Genomic DNA, 19,321 nt, shown 5'->3' with positions numbered 1-19,321 from the left:
GGCGTATCGAGACCCGACGTCGCCGGGACGGGCGTCTCGAGACGTCCGCGGAGCGGGCTGCTCGATCAGGGGAGGCGCTACGGGCCGGTGAGCACCTCGGGCTCGGGGGTCATCGAGATCGTGGGGATGGAGGCGGTGATGACGGTGCCGTCGGAGCGGCGGGTGCCCTCGATGTCGGACGTGGTCGGCGCGCCGATGAGGCGCGGGCCCTGGTGGCCGAGGCCCACGCGGACGGGGTTGCCGGCCTCGACGTGCACGCGCTCGTCGCGTACGGTGATCGCCGCGGCGTCGCCCGTCTCGACCGTCAGCAGCACCGCGTCCTGGGTGACCTCGACGCGCACTCGCGTGCCGTGCAGCGTGATGCGGAAGGTCAGCCGCTCCCAGTCGCCGGGCAGGCGCGGGTCGAGCGTGATCCGTCCGCCGTGGTCGCGCATGCCGCCGAAGCCGTAGACGAGGGCGCTCCAGACGCCGCCAGTCGAGGCGACGTGGATGCCGTCGGCGGTGTTGCGGTGCAGATCGGCGAGGTCGACGAAGAGGGCCGAGAGGAAGTAGTGCTTCGAGAGCTCGTGGTAGCCGACCTCGGCCGCGATGATCGACTGCACGACCGCCGAGAGGGTCGAGTCGCCGGTCGTCAGCGCGTCGTAGTACTCGAAGTCGGCGCGCTTCTGCTCGGCGGTGAACTCGTTGCCCTGCAGGAGGAGCGCCAGCACGACGTCGGCCTGCTTGAGCACCTGGAAGCGGTAGATGACCAGCGGGTGGAAGTGCAGCAGCAGCGGGCGCTTGCTCGCGGGAGTGTTCTCGAGGTCCCACAGCTCCTTCTCGAGGAACGCGGCGTCCTGCGGGTGGATGCCGGCGCGCTGGTCGAAGGGGATGTGCATCTTGTCGGCCGCGCGGGCCCACTCGAGGACCTCGTCCTCGTCGAGCGTGAGGCGGACGGCCATCCGCTCGTACGCGGCGGGCTCGACCGCCTTCAGCAGCTCGACGGCGCGCGCGGCGGCGCGGAGGTTCGAGCGCGCCATGACGTTCGTGTACAGGTTGTCGTTGACGACGGTCGTGTACTCGTCCGGGCCCGTCACTCCGTGGATGTGGAAGTGGTCGTCGCCGTTGCTGCGCCAGAAGCCCAGGTCGGCCCACATGCGCGCGGTCTCGACGAGGATGTCGATCGCTCCGCGCGCGAGGAAGTCGTCGTCGCCCGTCGCCGCCACGTACTGCATCAGCGCATACGAGATGTCGGCGTCGATGTGGTACTGCGCGGTGCCGGCGGCGTAGTAGGCCGACGACTCCTGGCCGTTGATGGTGCGCCAGGGGAACAGCGCTCCGCGCTGGTTGAGCTCGGCCGCGCGGGCGCGCGCCGCCTCGAGCATGTTCTGGCGGAAGCGCAATGCGTTCCGGGCGACGAGCGGCGCGGTGTAGCTGAGGAACGGGAGGACGTAGACCTCGGTGTCCCAGAAGTAGTGGCCGCCGTATCCCGACCCCGAGACGCCCTTGGCCGCGACTCCGCCGCCGTCGGTGCGCGCAGTCGACTGAGCGAGCTGGAAGAGGTTCCAGCGGGTGGCCTGCTGGATCGCGGGCTGACCGTCGATCTGCACGTCGGAGCGGGCCCAGAAGTCGTCGAGCCACTCGCGCTGCTTGACGAACTGCTCCTCGACCGGCGTCTCGCGGGCGCGGTCGAGGGTGCGGTCGCAGCGGTCGGCGAGCTCGCGCACCGGCACGCCGCGGGAGGTGTGGTACGTCAGCGTCTTGACCAGACGGATCGGGTTGCCCGCCTTCGCCTTGACGCGGTAGACGTGCTTGGCGAGGTCGTCGTCGATCTGGGAGGTCTGGTCCCACTCGTTCTCGGTCTCGAGGACGTGCTCGGCGCCGCACGCGATCGTCATCTGCGAGTTGGTCGTGCGGTAGCCGAGCAGGTAGCGCGTGCCGTTGACCCGCTTCAGACGCGGCTGGAGCACGCGGTCCTCGAAGGACTCGGCCTTGCGCGGGTCGAAGCCCGCCGCCTCGCTGCCCGAGGGCGCGTGGTACTCGTCCACTCCGTCCTGGCGGTTGAGGATCTGGCTCGAGATGAGCACCGACGCGTCGCCGTCGAGGAGCTCCACCTCGTAGTCGAGGATCGCCAGGTGGCGGTCGGTGAAGGACACCAGACGGCGCGAGCGGATGAGCACGCGCTTGCCCGACGGGGTGCGCCACTCGAGCTCGCGGTGCAGCACGCCGTTCGCGAAGTCGAGGCGACGCGAGTACGAGAGGATGTCGGCCTCGCTGAGCACGAACGGCTCGTCGTCGACGTAGAGGCGGACGATCTTCGCGTCCGGCACGTTGACGATCGTCTGCCCGACGCGGGCGAAGCCGAACGCCTCCTCCGCGTGGCGGATGGGCCAGGTCTCGTGGAAGCCGTTGATGAAGGAGCCGTAGGCGTAGCCGTCGCGCCCCTCCTCGACGTTGCCGCGGAGGCCGAGGTAGCCGTTGCCGGTCGCGAAGAGCGTCTCGGTGCGGCCCTGCAGCTCGCTCGCGAACTCGGTCTCGAGCAGGGCCCACTCGTCGACCGGGAAGCGGTTGCGGTCGAGCGGGTCGGAGGTGATGGGGTTCATGCGGCGTCCTCGGGGGTGGAGACGGGGAGGAAGGGGAGGAGCTCGGCCAGGTCGTCCACGACGAGGTCGGCGCCGTGCTCGAGCAGGGTCTCGGCGCCGACTCCGCGGTCGACTCCGACGACGAGTCCGAAGGCGCCCGCGCGGCCGGCGGCCACTCCGGAGTGAGCGTCCTCGACGACGGCGCACTCGGCGGCGGTGAGTCCGAGCAGCTCGGCGGCGTAGAGGTAGGTGTCGGGGGCGGGCTTGCCCGCGATGGAGCGCTCGGCGGCGAGCATGCCGTCGACGACGACCTCGAAGCGGTCGCGCAGACCGGCGGCGACGAGCACGGGCACGCCGTTGCGGGAGGAGGTCACGACGGCGACCTCGACCCCCGCGGCGATCGCGGCGTCGAGGAACGCGAGCGAGCCCGGGTACGGCGCGACCCCCTCCGCCTCGAGCACGGCGTTGAACGCCGCGTTCTTGCGGTTGCCCAGCCCGCAGACCGTCTCGAGCGCGGGGTCGTCGGACGGCTCGCCCTCGGGCAGCACGATGCCGCGGGAGGCGAGGAGCGCCCGGACGCCGTCGTAGCGCGGGCGCCCGTCGACGTAGCGGAAGTAGTCGGCGTCGGAGTAGCCCTCGGCGATCCCCTTCGACTCGAGGTACGACGTGAAGAGCCGCGACCACGCGTGCATGTGCACGTCGGCGGTCGGCGTCAGGACGCCGTCGAGATCGAACAGGAGCGCTCGGAGCCCGCGGAGAGCGGAGGCGTCGGGGCGCGCGGAGGGAGCAGACACGGCGGGGGAACCTCTGGTCGGGGGCAGGATGCGGCGGTGTCCGCCGGCGACGGCCGCCCGCCACGGACTGTGAAGAATCGTATACGCCGCCCGGGGTGGTGTCTGGAACCGTTTACACGTCCGTCATGTGCGCGCCTCGCGGCGTGCCTCTCGACGCCGCGCCCGGCGCAGGAGGCGGGCCCGACGCCTCCGTCACGCGCTCCTGTCGAGTTCGATCCGCGCGTCGGCGAGCTGGGAGACGCGGGCAGGGCTGATCTGCAGCGCTGCCGCGACGGCTTCGACGGTGTAGCCCCCGTCGCGGAGTTCGCGGACGGCCTCGCGTCGGAGATCGCCGGCGCGCCGCAGTGCCGCGCGCGCCTCCGCCTCGGCCCGAGCGCCCTCGTTCCACTTCGCGAGGACCTCGGCCGGCGCTTCGACGGTCACCCTCACGTCGACCTCGTCGAGGCCGACGTCGAGGAACACCGCGGCGAGTTCGCGTGCGGCAGCCGGTATGCGACGCGTGGAGATCGCGCCGCCCGTCGCCACGACGACGGCTCCGTTCGCGGCGGTCGAGGCGAGTTCGGGGATCTCGATCGTCCACCATCCGCCGCCGTCTCGGAAGGCGCGCGCTGCAAGGACCCGGGGTTCGCTCATCGTGCTCAGTTCCATTCGCTCGGGGTGTCGTCGAAGGCCGCCTGCAGCTGCCGGATCAGGCCGGGCGAGACCTCGCCCCGGTGCTGAGCGAGCGTGAACGCCGCTCCTCCGCCGGTCCGACTCCACACCTCGTGACTCCCCCTCTGGCGAGTGCGCTCCCAGCCGCGCGAGCGGAGGAACCTCGCGACGTCCCGGTACTTCTGCGGCGTGGTCATCACCCTATTCCAGCCCTCCCTTGACATCGAGTGTCAGGGTGGGATGGAAGTGGTGGAGGGTCTCGGATCGCCGGCGCTGTGGAGGGAGGTCGTCGAACCCGATGGACGACCGCCCGCTGAGGCGCGGCCGCCCGCGGTGCGAGCCGACATCCGCAGAGTCGAAGCGGGGCGGTAGCCCCGGTGATCGCCGCCTGTGAGCCTCAGTTCTGCGGCGCGGACGCGTCCTCGACGGGCGGAGCGAGCCGGTGCCGTCCGAGCGGGAGCATCAGCGGCGTACCGGAGGTGGGGTCGGTGATGATGCGGCTGTCGAGCCCGAAGACCGCGCGGACCACGTCCTCGGTGAGCACCGCGGCGGGGGTGCCGGCGGCGTGCACGGTGCCGTCGGCGAGGGCGACGAGGTGGTCGGCGTAGCGGGCCGCCAGGTTGAGGTCGTGCAGCACCATCACGACGGTCGTGCCGCGCGAGCGGTTGAGGTCGACGAGGAGGTCGAGCACCTCGACCTGGTGGCTGACGTCGAGGAACGTGGTCGGCTCGTCCAGCAGCAGCAGATCGGTCTCCTGCGCGAGGGCCATGGCGATCCAGACGCGCTGGCGCTGCCCGCCCGAGAGCTCGTCGACCGCGCGGTCGGCGAGGGCGGCGGTGTCGGTGGCGTCCAGCGCCATCGCCACCGCCTCGTCGTCGTGCGCGTTCCAGCGGCTCAGGATGCCCTGGTGCGGATGGCGTCCGCGGCCGACGAGATCGGCGACGGTGATCCCCTCCGGAGCGATCGGCGACTGCGGGAGGAGGCCGAGCGTGCGCGCCAGCTGCTTCGCGGGCATCCGGTGCACGGCCTTGCCGTCGAGCAGGACGGTGCCGGCACGCGGGGCGAGCAGGCGCGACATCGAGCGCAGGAGGGTCGACTTGCCGCAGGCGTTCGCGCCGACGATCGCGGTGATCCGGCCGGGCGGGACGACGAGGTCGAGGCCGTCGACGACGGTGCGGTCGCCGTAGCCGAGGGTGAGGCTCTCGACGGTGAGGGTGTGCACGGCGGTCACAGGGACCCTCCCGATCGGTTGCTGCGGACGATGAGGTAGATCAGGTAGGGGGCGCCGAGGACGCCGGTCACGACTCCGACCGGGTAGCGCAGCCCCAGCGCGTACTGCCCGACGAGGTCGGCGACGAGCACGAGCAGCGCGCCGACGAGGGCCGACGGCACCAGGAGGGAGGCGCCCGGGCCGATGAGACGCGCCGCGATGGGTCCGGACAGGAACGCGACGAAGGCGATCGGCCCGGCGGCGGCAGTGGCGAACGCGATGAGGCCGACGGCCGCGACGATCACGACGAGGCGCGTGCGGTTCACCCGGATGCCGAGGGCCGAGGCGGTGTCGTCGCCGAGCTGCGTGCCGGCGAGGTCGCGGGAGCTGAGCAGCAGCACCGGGGTCAGCACGACGACGGCCACGAGGACCGGGACGACCTCCTCCCAGCGCGCCCCGTTCAGGCTGCCGGTGAGCCAGCGGCTGGCCTCCTGGAAGTCGAAGGCGGCGGCGCGCGACAGGATGTAGGCGGTGACGCTGTCGAGCATGGCGGCGACGCCGATGCCGATGAGGATCAGCCGCGTGCCCGCGACTCCGCTGCGGTAGGCGAGGGCGTAGACCACCAGGGCGACCGCCAGACCGGCGGTGATCGCGAGGATCGAGACCTGCGTGGATCCGAGCGACAGCGTCACGATGGCGAAGGCCGCGGCGGCGGAGGCGCCCGCGCTGATGCCGATGATGTCGGGACTCGCGAGCGGGTTCCGCAGCATGGTCTGGAAGCTGACGCCGCCGAGGCCGAAGCAGAGGCCCACGAGCACCGCGAGCACGGCGCGCGGGAGGCGGAGGCGGCCGACGGTGAAGGAGGCGCCCGGCACCTGCTCGCCGAGGATCACCCGGAGCACCTCGTCGGGGGTGTAGACGGTCTGGCCGTAGACGAGCGAGAGCGCGAAGGCGACGACGACCGCGACGGCGAGCACCGCGACGACCGAGCGGCGGCGGGCGCCTCGACGGCGACGACCGGCGGCGACCGCGACGGCGGTGGCGGAGTGGCTCCGCTCGAGCACCCCGGTCACAGCTCGCGCACCTTCTGGCGGCGGACGATCGCGATGAAGACGGGAGCGCCGATCAGCGCGGTGATGATGCCGACGTCGATCTCGCTCGGGCGCGCGACGATGCGGCCCACGACATCGGCGCCGGTGAGGAGGATCGCGCCGGCGACGGCCGAGAACGGCAGCAGCCAGCGGTGGTCGACGCCGACGATCAGGCGGCAGGCGTGCGGGACGACGAGGCCGACGAAGCCGATCGGTCCGGTGATCGCGGTCGTCGCTCCGCAGAGGACCACCGCGCCCAGTGCCGCGGCGCCCCGGGCGACGGCGACGCGCTCGCCGAGACCCGCGGCGAGCTCGTCGCCGAGCGCCAGGGTGTTGAGGCTCTTGGCCGAGAGCACGCAGATCGCGAAGCCGACCGCGAGGAACGGCAGGACCTGGCCGATGCTCGCGAAGGTGCCGCCGCCCACTCCGCCGATCTGCCACGAGCGGATGCCGCCCGAGAGGTCGGCGCGCGGAAGGACGATCGCGCTGATCACCGAGACGAGGGCGGCCGAGGTGGCGGCGCCGGCGAGCGCGAGCTTGAGCGGAGTCGCTCCCCCGCGGCCGAGGGAGCCGACGACGTAGACGAAGACGGCCGCGACGGCGGCGCCTCCGATCGCGACCCAGATGAAGCCGGTGGCGGTGCTGAGACCGAAGAAGACGATGCCGGTGACGACGGCGAGCGAGGCGCCGGTGTTCACTCCGAGGATCCCCGGGTCGGCGAGCGGATTGCGGGTGACGCCCTGCATCAGCACGCCGGCCACCCCGAGGGCGGCGCCGGCGGTCATCGCGAGGACCGTGCGCGGGAGGCGCTTGGCGACCGCGGCCTGCCCGAAGCCGTCGGTCGAGCCTCCGAAGGCCGCGACCACATCGCTCCAGGCGACCTCGCGCGAGCCGATCATGACCGAGAGCACGCCCACGCCGACGAGTGCTGCGACCGCGACGAGCAGCCAGAGCGCACGCAGACGCCGCGGACGTCGCACAGCGGCGACGCCCGCGGCGTCAGGCGGGGCGGTGAGGGTCACTTCGCCTTGTCGGCGGCCTCGGCCAGCAGGCCCAGGTAGTCGTCGAGGACGTACGAGATCGACAGCGGGGTCGGGTTCGCGGCGGTGCCCAGCGGGGTGGACGGGAGGCGGACGATGGCGTCGTTCGCGACGGCCGGGATCTGCGAGAGCAGCGGGTCGGCCTTGAGCGTGTTCACGAGCTCGTCGTCGCCGTACGTCACGATCACGTCGACGTCGTCGAACGCGTCGGCCTGCTCGGCGCTCTGGGTGAGCGAGAACGCGTCGGTGGTCGCCGAGGCGGTCTCGATGCTGCCGGGGGTGGTCAGGCCGAGGTCGGCGAAGAAGGCCGGACGGGTGTCGTGCGTCGTGTAGAAGCTGACCTGGCTGAGGTCGGTCGGGTCGACATGGGTGAGGAACATGGCGGAGGTGCCCTCGAGCTGCGGGTAGGCGGCGGCCGCCTCCTGGATCTCGCCCTCGAGCTCGGTGACGAGCTCCTCGCCCTCGGCGGCCATGCCCATGGCCTCGCTGTTGAAGGTGATGGTGTCGCGCCAGGAGGTGCCCCACGCGGTGTCGGGGTAGGCGACGACGGGAGCGATCTCGCTCAGGGTGTCGTAGTCCTCCTGGGTCAGGCCGGAGTAGGCGGCGAGGATCACGTCGGGCTGCGTGTCGGCGACGGCCTCGAAGTCGATGCCGTCGGTCTCGTCGAAGAGGACGGGGGTCTCGCCGCCGAGCTCCTCGAGCTTCGCGGAGACCCAGGGCAGGAGTCCGTCGCCGTCGTCGTCGCCGAAGTTGGCGGCGGCCATGCCCACGGGGACGACGCCCAGCGCGAGGGGGACCTCGTGGTTCGCCCAGTTGACGGTCGCGACGCGCTCGGGCTGGGACTCGATGGTCGTCGTGCCCAGCGCGTGCTCGATGGTGATGGGGGTGAAATCGCTGTCCGCCCCCTCCGACCCGGTCGCGGCGGACGAGCAGCCGGCGAGACCGGCGGTGAGCAGTGCGGTCGCGAGCAGTGCGAGCGGCTTGGTGACGCGGGGCATCGTTCCCTTTCGGAAGGCGGTTCCAGGAGTGTCGGTCGAGTGGACCGAGAGTAAGGATAGCCTAACCAATATGTGAGGGATTCTTCAGGCTGCGGCGAGCTTCTCGACCGTGCGGAGGTTCCGGGTGGTCGTGGTGGCGCGGTAGGCGGCGCGGGCCAGGACCTTCGCCGCCGGAGTGTCCGTGGACGAGCCGCGCGGGCAGCGCCAGTAGAGGACTCCCGCGCCCCTCTGCAGAAGGTCGACGTCGTTCGGGCCGATCGCGGCGAGGGCGTCGTCGAGTGCGGCGTCGCTCGAGCCGAAGACGACGTACGGATGCGCGACGTCGTCGATCCGCTCGAACGGGTACGCGCGGGCGACCGCGGCGAGCGCCTCCTGCTCGACGAGGACGATCCAGGCGTCGTAGCCGAAGCGCTCCTCCAGCGCGGCCTCGAGGGCGGGCTTCAGCCCGGCGGGGTCGCGGTCGGAGTCGAAGGCCGCGTTGCCGCTCGCGAGGACCGTGCGGACTCCCGCGCCGCCGATGCTCTCGACGACCGCCGCGAGGTCGGCGCTGCGGACCGTGCGCCCGTTGACGTTCACTCCGCGCAGCAGCGCCAGGTAGCGGGACATGCCGCGACGGTAGCGTGACGGCATGGTGCTGGGAAGCGGACGACGACGCGCGGAACCGACTCTCGAGGACGCGATCCTGCAGGCGAGCACGCGCGGGCCGGGCGCGCGGACCCGCGCCGAGCTCACTCCTCCCTCCGGTCGCCACCTCGTGCTGCCCGAGACCTCGGGGACGGTGCTCGCGATCGATGTCGACGCGCTCGTCGCGCTCGCGGCGCGGGAGGACCTGTTCGTCGCGCTGGAGCGGCGGGCAGGCTCTTTCGCGGTGGCCGCGACTCCGCTGCTCTCGTGGTGGTCGGCCGATGAGACGGTGCCCGACGAGGCGCAGGAGCGGCGGATCGACGGGCAGGCGCTCGCCGCGGTCGTGCTCGGGGCGGGGCCGGGGGCGGATGTGGACTCGCGGCTGGACGCGCTCGCGGCGGCGGCGGACCTGGACGGGCTGGCGTCGGCGCTGGCGCTGCTCGCCCGGGTGCCGGACCCGCCGGCGGCGTACCAGGATCCGGAGGGGTTCCTGCGGGTGATCGCTCCGGAGTCGCCGTTCGAGCGGCGACTGACCGTGCTGTCCCGCGTGGACGCGCCCGCGGAGGCCCTCCTGCTGGTGCTGCGGGACTGCGCGTTCACGGCGACGCTGCCGCGGCGGCGCGCGGCGATCGCGGCCCTCGCGGAGCAACTCCGGGCGTCGGACCAGTCGGCGCGTATGGACGAGCTGGCCGTCGCGGTGGACGCGGCGCTGGAGAAGCGCTGGGGCGTGCTGTGAGGCGCGGCCCCCGCGAGCACGGGCCGGTGAATAGGCTGGTCGGATGTCCCTCCCCGGTCTCGACTTCCGCCACTTCCCCGCCGCACTGACCGCCGAGGGCGGTCCCGACGCCGCCACCCGCGCCTGGGGCACCGCGATCAACGCGGGGTTCCACGAGAAGGAGTACTCGGCCGAGCAGTGGCGCGACTGGGCCGAGCACATGGTCGCCGACCAGCGCTTCCTCACCGCGGTGCACGACTCCGACGCCCCCGAGGGCCTGGACGGCGCGGCGGTCCCCGTCGCCACGTACGCCGCGTTCCCCGGCACGCTGCAGGTCGGCCGCGGCCGCGAGCTCCCGGCGCACCTCGTCTCGCAGGTGACCGTGCGGGCGACCCACCGGCGCCGCGGGATCCTGCGCGCCATGATCACCGACGACCTCGACCGCGCCCGCGAGGCCGGCGCCGCCGTCGCGCTGCTGACCGCCAGCGAGGCCTCCATCTACCGCCGCTTCGGCTTCGGCCGCTCCGCCTTCACCCGCTCGATCCGCGTCGACACCGGTCCGCGCTTCGCCCTGCAGGTCGAGCCGGCCGGACGCGTCGAGGTCGTCTCGACCCCGTGGCTGCAGTCGCGGGTCGAGGAGGTCTTCGCGGCGTTCCACGCGCGCACCCCGGGGTCCATCACGCGCCAGTCGCGGGCCGCGGGCAACGCGGTCGGCATGGAGACGGGCGAGACCGTGTCGGGACCCTCCGTCCGCTCGGCCGTGCACCTGGACTCCGAGGGCGTGCTCGACGGATACGTCACCTACCGCGCCACCGGGCCGGACGACGACGACCGCACCCTCGCGGTCGTCGACCTCGTCGCCGCGACGGAGGACGCGTACCTCGGCCTCTGGGGCTTCCTCGGCGCCGTCGACCTCGCGTCGACCGTCACGTGGGACATGGCTCCGCTCGACGACCCGCTCACCTGGGCGCTGCGCGACGCGCGCGTGGTGCAGGTGACCACGGTCTCCGACCTGATCTGGACCCGGGTCCTCGACGTCGCGGCGGCGTTCGGCGCGCGTCCCTGGACGAGCGACGGCGAGCTGGTGATCGCGGTGCGGGACGCCCTCGGGCTCGTCGACGGCGGCTACCGCATCACGGTCGACGGCGGGGAGGGGCGCGTCGAGCGCACCGACGCGGCCGCGGTGCTCGAGCTCGACGTCGCCGACCTCGGCACGCTGCTGCTCGGATCGGCCCGCCCGTCGACGCTCGCCCGCGCGGGCGCCGTGGTGCTGGCTCCCGAGGACCGCGAGCGGGTCGACCGCTTCTTCGCGCCGGTCGCGGAGCCGTACTGCATCTCGTTCTTCTGATCCGGCAGGGCGTTCGGAGCCGCACACATAAGGCTCAGAGCCGGGCTCCAGCGGCATTCGCCCCATTCGGAACGCTGAGCCTCACTTCTGCAGGCCTCGCGACTCGCAGGCTCCTCCGGGCGTCCCCGCATGCGGCGTCGGTCATGCTGGAGGACCCCCCAACCTGGAGGTCCGCGTGGGTGCATCCGTGATCGTCGACGTCATCGTCGTGCTGAGCCTGATCGGCGCGCTCGTCGACGGCCTGCGCCGCGGGTTCCTCCGCACCGCCGGTGGACTCGCGGGCATCGTCGCCGGCGCGATCGGCGCCTCCTTCGCGGTGCCCGCCGTCTCGGCCTGGGCCGCGGGGAGCGAGTGGCGCCTGCTGGCCGTGATCGGCACCGCGGTGCTCTGCCTCGGCATCGGCTACGCGATCGGCGCCTCCATCGGCGCCGCGTTCGGCCGCGGGGCCGACAAGGTGAAGCTCGGCGTGCTCGATCGGCTCGCCGGAGGAGTCGCGGGCGTCGCGATCTCGGGTCTCGTCTGGATCGCGATCACCTCGGCCGTCTCGCTCCTGGGCGTGCCGCTCGTGACCACCTCGGTCGCGGGCTCCACGGTCATCCGCACCATCGACGACCTGACTCCGGATCCCGTGCGCGGCTTCCTCGCGCAGCTCCAGTCGACGGTCGTCGACGAGGGCACGTCGTGGATCGTCGAGGCGATCGACGCCCCGACGCAGGCGCCGAGCATCGCCGACGTCGCGACCGACGACCCCGAGGTGGCGACCGCCGCCGACTCCGTCGTGCGGGTCTCGGGCACGGCCTGGGCCTGCGACGTCGGAGTGACGGGCAGCGGCTTCGTCGTGTCGGACGACCGCGTCGTCACCAACGCCCACGTCGTCGCCGGAGTGTCGGAGCCCGTCGTCGAGGCACCGGGCGAGCCGCCGCGCACCGGCCGCGTGGTCTACGTCGACACCGCCGCCGATCTGGCGGTCGTCGCGGTCGACGGACTGTCCGCCGCTCCGCTCGCGCTCGACGACGCGGTCGCCGCGGGCGACGACGCGGTGGTCGCGGGCTACCCCTTCGGCGGGCCGCTGACGCTCGGATCGGCGCAGGTCTCCTCCGACGCCACCGTGTCGCTGATGGTCGACGGCACGCCCACCTCGCGCGAGGTTCTGACGCTCGCGGCGGTCGTCAACCAGGGCAACTCCGGCGGCCCGCTGCTCTCGCTCGAGGGCACGGTCTCGGGGGTCGTGTTCGGCAAGGCGGCGTCGGTGGACAACGTGGGCTACGCGATCCCGCTGTCGGTGCTGTCGCCCGTGGCGGCGCAGGCGCCGTCGCTGAGCGCGGCCGTCGATCCGGGAGCGTGCGTCTCGCGCTGAGAGTCAGCCGAGGGGACCGCGGGTGAGCACGAGGTCCAGGCCGTCGAGGCGCAGCACCTCGTCCGAGGCGCCGGGGCCCTCGAGGTAGGCCGTCACGGCGGGGTCGACCGGGAAGCGGGCCGACTCCTGGACCGCGATCGCGACGATCCCCTCCGACGCCGGATCGGTCGTGTACCGGTCGCCGAGGTACGGGACGTAGACGCCCGAGGACATGCCCTGCACGAGCACCAGCCCCTCGTCGAGGCCGCGCTCGCGGAGGGCGTCGGCGACGCGCGCCACTCCGGTCGGCCGCTCCTGCAGGACCCCGACCGTCGAGGTCGCCCCGATGACGACGGAGGCGGCCAGCAGGACCGCCCCGACCCCGCGGGCGATCCGGGGCGGCAGGGAGACGCGCCCGCGCAGCGCCTCCGCGACGCCCACTCCGGCGAGCGCGCAGAGCAGCCACGCCCAGACCGCGTAGTAGTGCGGAAGCGCGACCGAGCTGATCGCCAGGTGGAAGACGAGCAGCAGCGCCGTCGCCGAGCCGAGGTACAGCACGAGCGCGCGCTGCCGCGGTGCGATCAGCGCGAGGAGCACCCCGGCGATCAGCACGGCGAGCGCCGGGACCCCGAGGCCCACCGCCGTGAACCAGAGGTTCGCCCAGCACGGCGGGAAGGCGTAGGCGGCGCCGGCCACGTCGATCAGGTGCCCGTCGGCGTTGTGCTCGGACTGGAACTCGACCAGGTACCGGATCGCCTCCACCGGATGCACGGGCAGGTAGGCGAGCACGGCGGCGACGAGGAAGGCGGCGGAGAAGCCCGCGGCGCCGAGCCACGCGCGCCGGCGACTCCGCCGACCGACCATCAGCAGCGGGATCAGCACGACCGGCGCGAGCACCGCCGTCGTGAGCTTCGACGTGACCGAGAGGGCGAGGAGCGCGCCCGCGAGCGGTATCAGCCAGGGGCGCGCGCCCTCTCGCCGGGCCCACGCCCACGCGGCCGCCATCGCGGCGACGGCGAACAGGATCATGAACGGCTCGAGGATCGCGAACCGGTCGATCCGCCCCGGGCCGCCCGCGCTCGAGCGGGGAAGCAGGAGGAAGAGGCCGGCCGGGATCAGGGCGAGCACGAAGCCGAGCTCGCGCTTCAGCCAGAACCAGAGGATCGCGCCGGTGAGGAACGTCGCGGCCGCGGCGGCGAGGCGGCCGGCGAACAGCCCCTCGCCCACGAGGAGCTGCGCGAGGCCGAGCACGTACTTGGCGGTCGGCGGGTGCTCGAGGTTCGCGCTCACATCGCCGTGCAGGTAGTCCCAGCCTGCGGAGAGGTAGACGGGCTCGTCCGAGTTCACGTTCGCAGCGGTCAGGTTGCCGAAGCACTGCACGAGCCCCCAGAGGACGGTCACGAGGAGAGCCGCCCACTTCATCCGGCGATCCTATGCGCTGGGTGCGGTCCCGGTGCTGCCGCGCGAGGCCCCCCGCGGTGCCGTCCCGCGGCCGGGGCCGCGCGGGCGGCGGCCGGTAGGATCGACCCGCATCCCCCGCCCCCTCTCCAGGAGCCTCGAGCACATGGCACAGAGCCGCATCGCCGTCCCCGACACCACCGCGAACGCGGAGGCGACTCCCGAGAAGGAGCAGCCGTACGCGGCCCTGGGCCTCAAGCCCGACGAGTACGCGAGCATCCGCGAGATCCTCGGTCGGCGCCCCACGAGCGGCGAGCTGGCGATGTACTCGGTCATGTGGAGCGAGCACTGCTCCTACAAGTCGTCGAAGATGTACCTCCGCCAGTTCGGGCAGAAGGTCTCCCCCGCGATGAAGAAGAACCTCATGGTCGGCATGGGCGAGAACGCCGGAGTGGTCGACGTCGGCGAGGGCTGGGCCGTCACGTTCAAGATCGAGAGCCACAACCACCCGAGCTACATCGAGCCGTTCCAGGGCGCGGCGACCGGAGTGGGCGGCATCGTCCGCGACATCATCTCGATGGGCGCGCGGCCCGTCGCGGTCATGGACGCGCTGCGCTTCGGAGCGATCGACGACCCCGACACGGCGCGCGTCGTGCACGGCGTGGTCGCCGGCATCTCCTTCTACGGCAACTGCCTCGGCCTGCCGAACATCGGCGGCGAGACCTACTTCGACTCCGTCTACCAGGGCAACCCGCTCGTGAACGCCCTCGCGGTCGGAGTGCTGCGCCACGAGGACCTGCACCTCGCGAACGCCCGCGGAGTCGGCAACAAGGTCGTGCTCTTCGGGGCGCGCACGGGCGGCGACGGCATCGGCGGCGCGTCGATCCTCGCCTCCGACACCTTCGCCGACGGCGGACCGACCAAGCGCCCGGCCGTCCAGGTCGGCGACCCGTTCGCCGAGAAGGTGCTCATCGAGTGCTGCCTCGAGCTGTTCCGCGGCGACCTCGTCGAGGGCATCCAGGACCTCGGCGCGGCCGGCATCTCGTGCGCGACCTCCGAGCTCGCCTCCAACGGCGACGGCGGCATGTTCATCGAGCTCGACTCGGTGCTGCTGCGCGACCCCTCGCTCACGGCCGAGGAGATCCTCATGTCGGAGTCGCAGGAGCGCATGATGGCGGTCGTGACGCCCGAGAAGCTCGACGCGTTCCTCGAGGTCGTCGGCAAGTGGGACGTCGAGACCAGCGTGCTCGGCGAGGTCACCGACTCCGGCCGCCTGATCATCAACTGGCACGGCGAGGAGATCGTCAACGTCGACCCGCGGACCGTCGCCGTCGACGGACCGGTCTACGAGCGCCCCCTCGAGTACCCGGCCTGGCTCGACGCGCTGCAGGCAGACTCGTCCTCGCGCCTGCCGCGGAAGACGTCCGGCGACGGCCTGCGCGCCGAGACCCTCGCCCTGCTGGGCTCGGCGAACCTCGCCGACAAGAGCTGGATCACCTCGCAGTACGACCGCTACGTGCTCGGCAACACGGCGCTCAGCTACCCCGACGACGGCGGCATGGTCCGCGTGGACGAGGAGTCGGGCCTCGGCTTCGCCGTCGCGACCGACGCCAACGGCCGCTGGTGCCAGCTCGACCCGGCGCAGGGCGCTCGCCTCGCGCTGGCGGAGGCGTACCGCAACGTCGCCGTCACCGGCGCCTCCCCCGTCGCCGTCTCGGACTGCCTCAACTTCGGCAGCCCCGAGAACCCCGAGGTGATGTGGCAGTTCCGCGAGGCGGTCACCGCCCTCGCCGACGCCTGCCTCGAGCTCGAGATCCCCGTCACGGGCGGCAACGTCTCGTTCTACAACCAGACCGGCGACGTGCCGATCTTCCCGACCCCGGTCGTCGGCGTGCTCGGCGTGATCGACGACGTCGCGCGCCGCATCCCCTCGGGCTGGCAGGACGAGGGCGACAACGTCTACCTCCTGGGCACGACCCGCGACGAGCTCGACGGCTCGGCCTGGGCCGGCACCGTGCACGACCACCTCGGCGGCCTGCCGCCCGAGCTGGACCTTGGCCAGGAGAAGGCCCTCGCCGAGCTGATCGCGGCGGGCGCGCGGGAGTCGCTGATCGCCTCCGCCCACGACCTCGCCGACGGCGGGCTCGTCGTCGCGGTCGCCGAATCGGCGCTGCGCTTCGGCGTCGGCGTGCGGATCTGGCTCAACGAGCTGATGGAGCGCGACGGGGTCGACGCGACGGCCGCCCTCTTCTCGGAGTCGACCGGCCGCGTGCTGGTGTCGGTGCCGCGCGAGGACGACGTGAAGTTCCGCGGGCTCTGCGAGGGGCGCGGGTACCCCGTGCTGCGCATCGGCGTGACGGACGCGGCGACTCCGGCCGTCGAGGTGCAGGGGCTGTTCACGCTGCCGCTCGCGGAGCTGCGCACGGTGAACAGCGCGGTGCTGCCGAAGCACTTCGCCTGAGGGGCGTCGCGGTTCCGCAGAAGTTGCGGTGAGCGCGCGCGCTTCCGCCGACTTCTGGAGAGTCGCCGTGCGGGCTCCTGCGGGCTCGGTTCCGCAGAAGTTGCGGTGACTGCTCGCGCTTCCCGCAACTTGTGGAGAGTCGGCGCGTCTCCGTGGCCGTCGCGCCGTCCACTGTCCAGAAGTCGTCGTACTGGGGCTCGAGTACGACGATTTCGGAGGACTCGAGCGCCGCAGTGCGACGCGCGGAGTCCCGCCCGCTCGCTTCCTCAGAAGTTGCGGTGAACGCTCGCGCTTCCCGCAACTTGTGGAGAGTCGGCGCGTCTCCGAGGCCGTCGCGCCGTCCACTGTCCAGAAGTCGTCGTACCGGGGCTCGAGTACGACGACTTCGGAGGACTCGAGCGCCGCAGTGGGACGCGCGGGCTCCCGCCCGCTCGCTTCGCCAGAAGTTGCGGTGACCGCGCGCGGTTCCCGCAACTTCTGGACGACCGGGAGCGCAGGAGGGTTCCGTTATTACGGAATAGTTGCAAGAGTGGAGGCATGACCTCCCGCGACCTCGCCGCCGAGCTCGACGAGCTCCGCTCGCGCCTCGACCGGCTCGAAGCGGGCGGAGTCGTCGCCACCGCGCCCGACGCCCCGCACGACGACCCGCTCTGGGCCCTCACGGCCCTCCGCGACCGGCTCCCCCCTCCCGGCGGCGTCGTCTTCGCGGGCACGGTCGGCACTCCGGCGGGCCCCGTCGAGTGGCAGTACGGGCTCACCACCGACGCGTTCTTCGAGCGCGACTGGGGCGCCAGCCCGGGCCCCGCCGCGCTCGCGGCCCTCGGCAGTCCGGTGCGCCTGCGCTTCCTCCAGGCCGTCGCCGGCGGAGTCGAGACGGTCGCGCAGCTCGCCGAGAGCGAGGGCGCCGGCACGACGGGTCAGATCTACCACCACGTCAACCAGCTCGTCGCGGCCGGCTGGCTCGAGGCGCGCGGACGCGGACGCTACGGCGTCCCTCCGGAGCGCCTCGTCCCGCTGCTCGTGATCCTGCTCGCCTCCGGAGGTCCCCGATGACCCGCCGCACCCGTCTCGTGGCCGCCGCCACCGCCGCCGTCGCGGTCCTCGCCGCCGGTGTCCTCCTCCGCCCGCCGACCCCGTCCCTCTCCCCCGAGACGACCGGCGACGCCGAGCTCGCGAGCTGGATCGGCGACAACCTCGGCGACGGCGTGCGCGACGAGATCGTCGCCGCGGTCGTCACTCCGGACGGCGTGCGCTTCGCCGGCTTCGGCGCGGACGAGACGACCGAGGTCGAGATCGGCTCGGTCACCAAGACGATCACCGCGCTCCTGCTCGCGCAGAGCGCCGCGGCGGGCACCGTCGCGCTCGAGGATCGGGCCGCCGATCACGCCGACGTCGGCGACTTCAGCGGCACCCTCGAGGAGCTCGCGACGCACACCTCCGGACTGCCGCGCCTGTCGAGCGGACTCGGCACGATCGGGCGGTCGCTGCTCGCGCAGCTGCGCGGAACCGATCCGTACGCGGGCTACTCCGCCGACGACGTGCTGCGCCACGCTGCCGATGCGTCACGCGTCGACGAGCCGTTCCTCTACTCGAACCTGGGCGCCGCGGTGCTCGGCCAGACCCTCGCCCGGGCGGAGGGGGTCGACTACGCCGATCTCGTGCAGGAGCGCGTCTTCGCCCCGCTCGGCATGACCGGCAGCCGCGTCCCGACGACCGCCGACGCCCTCGGACCGGACGCTCCGACCGGGTACGCCGCGAGCGGCCGCTCCGTCGACGCCTGGGCGATGGGCGGCTACGCGCCCGCCGGAGGCGTGCGCTCGACCGCGGCCGACATGGCCCGGTACGCGCAGGCGCTGCTCACCGACGACCCCGCGCTCGGAGTCGCCGCCGACGAGGTGCTCGCGCCGCGGCACGACGCCGGCGGGTCGGGTCGGGTCGGCCTCGCGTGGTTCACCTCCGAGGCGGTCGGCGGCGGCGGGACGACGTGGCACAACGGAGGCACCTCCGGCTACTCCACCATGCTCGCGATGGACCGCGAGCGCGGAGTCGCCGTCTTCGTGAACGGCAGCACCGCCACCTCGGTCGACGACGTCGGCCTGGACCTGCTCGCCCACGTCCTGGAGGGGGAGTCGTGATCCTCGCCACGCTCGTCGCACTCGTCATCAGCCTCTACGTCGTCGGACGCACCGCCCTGGCCGCAGTGCCGCTGCGCCGGTTCCGGAGGCTCCTCGCCGGCGACCGCCTCCGCCTGCTCTCGCACCTGGTCGACGCGGTGCTCGTGCTCGCGCTCGTCCGGGTCTTCGCCGACTGGACCGCGGTGACGCTCGCTCCATGGTTCGCACTGGTCGTGGTCACCGCGGCCGCCGCCGCCGGAGCCGCCCTGCGCTGGGAGTCGCTGCCCTGGCTCGCCGAGGGCGAGAAGGCCGGCCGGCGCGGAGTGGGGCTCGCCGCATCCGTCGCGGTGACGGCGGTGCTCGTGGGACTCGTCGCGGCCTGACGCGCGGTCAGTCCTCCTGCTCGGGCAGCGGGTCCGGGGCGTCGTTGTCGAGCACGCGGCCGTTCTGGTCGCCGACGCTCAGCACGGTCGACGGGCTCAGGTTGAGCGTGTCGCCGGCGTAGAGCGAGTCGATGCCCACTCCGTCGCGCCGCACCGAGTTGAGCGCGTCGAGGAACTCGGGGCTGACGCAGAACCGCTCGGCGATCTCGGCGCTGATGTCGCCTCCGGCCACGAGGTAGGAGGCGGGGCTGCCGTCGGTCGCGGTCGTGAAGGTGCCCGTCGCGCCGGTCGTCGGACCGCTGTCGCGGACGGACTCGAGATCGACGTCGCCGATCGAGCCCGAGGGAGCGGCGGCAACCGAGGCGCAGGAGCCCGTCGACGGCGTGGATCCGGAGGCGCCCGCCAGCGGAACCGGCGCGAGCACCTCGCTCGGAACGGGACGCGGAGCGGCGGCGGGCTCCGTCGTCGCGGCCGGCGTCTCGGCCGGAGCGCTCGGGCTCGGGGCCGGCGACGTGCAGCCCGCCAGCAGGAGCGTCGAGGAGAGGGCGATCAGGATGCGCTGGGTCGTCGTCTGCCGTGCCACCCGGCGACTCTAAC

General features: G+C 72.9%; 18 protein-coding genes. 7 read left to right on the top strand and 11 right to left on the bottom strand.

What is annotated here, in order from left to right:
• Positions 1-77 precede the first annotated feature (77 nt).
• The 9 genes from ASF48_RS17095 to ASF48_RS17055 all read right to left on the bottom strand — a co-directional run bounded on the left by ASF48_RS17095 (position 78) and on the right by ASF48_RS17055 (position 8,951).
• A complete protein-coding gene (locus ASF48_RS17095; RefSeq protein WP_055794298.1) occupies positions 78-2,582 on the bottom strand; it encodes a glycoside hydrolase family 65 protein in 2,505 nt (834 codons plus the stop codon).
• Entirely contained in the window at positions 2,579-3,355 is a 777-nt protein-coding gene (locus ASF48_RS17090) for an HAD family hydrolase (protein ID WP_055794296.1), read from the bottom strand. The genes ASF48_RS17095 and ASF48_RS17090 overlap by 4 nt, the downstream gene beginning before the upstream one ends.
• A gap of 192 nt (positions 3,356-3,547) precedes the next feature.
• Positions 3,548-3,988 carry a hypothetical protein gene (locus ASF48_RS17085; protein WP_157603211.1) on the bottom strand — a complete coding sequence of 147 codons (441 nt, stop codon included), beginning with the start codon at positions 3,986-3,988 and terminating at the stop codon, positions 3,548-3,550.
• Positions 3,989-3,993: 5 nt separating this feature from the next.
• Positions 3,994-4,203, bottom strand: a complete 210-nt coding sequence (locus tag ASF48_RS17080) for a type II toxin-antitoxin system HicA family toxin (protein WP_055794292.1) — start codon at positions 4,201-4,203, stop codon at positions 3,994-3,996.
• Between the two features lie 200 nt (positions 4,204-4,403).
• On the bottom strand, positions 4,404-5,237 hold the full coding sequence (locus tag ASF48_RS17075; RefSeq protein ID WP_055794291.1) for an ABC transporter ATP-binding protein: 834 nt from the start codon (positions 5,235-5,237) through the stop codon (positions 4,404-4,406).
• Positions 5,234-6,289: a FecCD family ABC transporter permease gene (locus ASF48_RS17070; protein ID WP_200931040.1), complete on the bottom strand. Its 1,056-nt coding sequence runs from the start codon at positions 6,287-6,289 to the stop codon at positions 5,234-5,236. Before ASF48_RS17070 ends, ASF48_RS17075 begins: the two co-directional genes overlap by 4 nt.
• Entirely contained in the window at positions 6,286-7,329 is a 1,044-nt protein-coding gene (locus tag ASF48_RS17065) for a FecCD family ABC transporter permease (protein WP_055794289.1), read from the bottom strand. The genes ASF48_RS17070 and ASF48_RS17065 overlap by 4 nt, the downstream gene beginning before the upstream one ends.
• Positions 7,326-8,345, bottom strand: a complete 1,020-nt coding sequence (locus ASF48_RS17060) for an iron-siderophore ABC transporter substrate-binding protein (RefSeq protein WP_055794287.1) — start codon at positions 8,343-8,345, stop codon at positions 7,326-7,328. Before ASF48_RS17060 ends, ASF48_RS17065 begins: the two co-directional genes overlap by 4 nt.
• A gap of 84 nt (positions 8,346-8,429) precedes the next feature.
• A complete protein-coding gene (locus ASF48_RS17055) occupies positions 8,430-8,951 on the bottom strand; it encodes a DUF1697 domain-containing protein (protein ID WP_055794285.1) in 522 nt (173 codons plus the stop codon).
• A gap of 22 nt (positions 8,952-8,973) precedes the next feature.
• Between ASF48_RS17055 and ASF48_RS17050 the strand changes: the two genes are divergently transcribed.
• The 3 genes from ASF48_RS17050 to ASF48_RS17040 all read left to right on the top strand — a co-directional run bounded on the left by ASF48_RS17050 (position 8,974) and on the right by ASF48_RS17040 (position 12,389).
• On the top strand, positions 8,974-9,705 hold the full coding sequence (locus ASF48_RS17050) for a DUF2254 family protein (RefSeq protein ID WP_055794283.1): 732 nt from the start codon (positions 8,974-8,976) through the stop codon (positions 9,703-9,705).
• Positions 9,706-9,748: 43 nt separating this feature from the next.
• The gene (locus tag ASF48_RS17045; protein WP_055794281.1) at positions 9,749-11,032 is read left to right on the top strand and encodes a GNAT family N-acetyltransferase; all 1,284 of its coding nucleotides are present in this window, start codon (positions 9,749-9,751) and stop codon (positions 11,030-11,032) included.
• A gap of 175 nt (positions 11,033-11,207) precedes the next feature.
• A complete protein-coding gene (locus ASF48_RS17040; RefSeq protein WP_055794279.1) occupies positions 11,208-12,389 on the top strand; it encodes a MarP family serine protease in 1,182 nt (393 codons plus the stop codon).
• 3 nt (positions 12,390-12,392) lie between these two features.
• Here ASF48_RS17040 and ASF48_RS17035 read toward each other — a convergent pair whose 3' ends face one another.
• A complete protein-coding gene (locus tag ASF48_RS17035) occupies positions 12,393-13,790 on the bottom strand; it encodes an ArnT family glycosyltransferase (RefSeq protein WP_055794277.1) in 1,398 nt (465 codons plus the stop codon).
• Positions 13,791-13,932: 142 nt separating this feature from the next.
• Here ASF48_RS17035 and purL point away from each other — a divergent pair, with 142 nt between their 5' ends.
• The 4 genes from purL to ASF48_RS17015 all read left to right on the top strand — a co-directional run bounded on the left by purL (position 13,933) and on the right by ASF48_RS17015 (position 18,724).
• Positions 13,933-16,227: a phosphoribosylformylglycinamidine synthase subunit PurL gene (purL, locus tag ASF48_RS17030; protein WP_055794275.1), complete on the top strand. Its 2,295-nt coding sequence runs from the start codon at positions 13,933-13,935 to the stop codon at positions 16,225-16,227.
• A gap of 537 nt (positions 16,228-16,764) precedes the next feature.
• The gene (locus ASF48_RS17025; protein WP_055794273.1) at positions 16,765-17,280 is read left to right on the top strand and encodes an ArsR/SmtB family transcription factor; all 516 of its coding nucleotides are present in this window, start codon (positions 16,765-16,767) and stop codon (positions 17,278-17,280) included.
• Entirely contained in the window at positions 17,277-18,362 is a 1,086-nt protein-coding gene (locus tag ASF48_RS17020; RefSeq protein ID WP_055794271.1) for a serine hydrolase domain-containing protein, read from the top strand. The genes ASF48_RS17025 and ASF48_RS17020 overlap by 4 nt, the downstream gene beginning before the upstream one ends.
• Entirely contained in the window at positions 18,359-18,724 is a 366-nt protein-coding gene (locus ASF48_RS17015) for a hypothetical protein (protein ID WP_055794269.1), read from the top strand. The genes ASF48_RS17020 and ASF48_RS17015 overlap by 4 nt, the downstream gene beginning before the upstream one ends.
• A 7-nt stretch (positions 18,725-18,731) precedes the next feature.
• Here the strand turns inward: ASF48_RS17015 and ASF48_RS17010 are convergent, their stop codons facing one another.
• A complete protein-coding gene (locus ASF48_RS17010) occupies positions 18,732-19,307 on the bottom strand; it encodes a hypothetical protein (RefSeq protein ID WP_055794267.1) in 576 nt (191 codons plus the stop codon).
• Between the last annotated feature and the right edge of the window lie 14 nt (positions 19,308-19,321).

Source organism: Rathayibacter sp. Leaf299 (genome assembly GCF_001423055.1).
Classification (GTDB): domain Bacteria; phylum Actinomycetota; class Actinomycetes; order Actinomycetales; family Microbacteriaceae; genus Rathayibacter; species Rathayibacter caricis.
This window is presented reverse-complemented; position numbering and strand designations above follow the sequence as displayed.

What these genes read in the sequence shown, in the direction of transcription:
- ASF48_RS17045 (WP_055794281.1), top strand. Translation starts at nt 9,749, where the DNA reads ATGTCCCTCCCCGGTCTCGACTTCCGCCACTTCCCCGCCGCACTGACC.
- ASF48_RS17085 (WP_157603211.1), bottom strand. Translation starts at nt 3,988, where the DNA reads ATGAGCGAACCCCGGGTCCTTGCAGCGCGCGCCTTCCGAGACGGCGGC.
- ASF48_RS17050 (WP_055794283.1), top strand. Translation starts at nt 8,974, where the DNA reads ATGGTGCTGGGAAGCGGACGACGACGCGCGGAACCGACTCTCGAGGAC.
- ASF48_RS17035 (WP_055794277.1), bottom strand. Translation starts at nt 13,790, where the DNA reads ATGAAGTGGGCGGCTCTCCTCGTGACCGTCCTCTGGGGGCTCGTGCAG.
- ASF48_RS17055 (WP_055794285.1), bottom strand. Translation starts at nt 8,951, where the DNA reads ATGTCCCGCTACCTGGCGCTGCTGCGCGGAGTGAACGTCAACGGGCGC.
- purL (WP_055794275.1), top strand. Translation starts at nt 13,933, where the DNA reads ATGGCACAGAGCCGCATCGCCGTCCCCGACACCACCGCGAACGCGGAG.
- ASF48_RS17060 (WP_055794287.1), bottom strand. Translation starts at nt 8,345, where the DNA reads ATGCCCCGCGTCACCAAGCCGCTCGCACTGCTCGCGACCGCACTGCTC.
- ASF48_RS17025 (WP_055794273.1), top strand. Translation starts at nt 16,765, where the DNA reads ATGACCTCCCGCGACCTCGCCGCCGAGCTCGACGAGCTCCGCTCGCGC.
- ASF48_RS17020 (WP_055794271.1), top strand. Translation starts at nt 17,277, where the DNA reads ATGACCCGCCGCACCCGTCTCGTGGCCGCCGCCACCGCCGCCGTCGCG.
- ASF48_RS17080 (WP_055794292.1), bottom strand. Translation starts at nt 4,203, where the DNA reads ATGACCACGCCGCAGAAGTACCGGGACGTCGCGAGGTTCCTCCGCTCG.
- ASF48_RS17095 (WP_055794298.1), bottom strand. Translation starts at nt 2,582, where the DNA reads ATGAACCCCATCACCTCCGACCCGCTCGACCGCAACCGCTTCCCGGTC.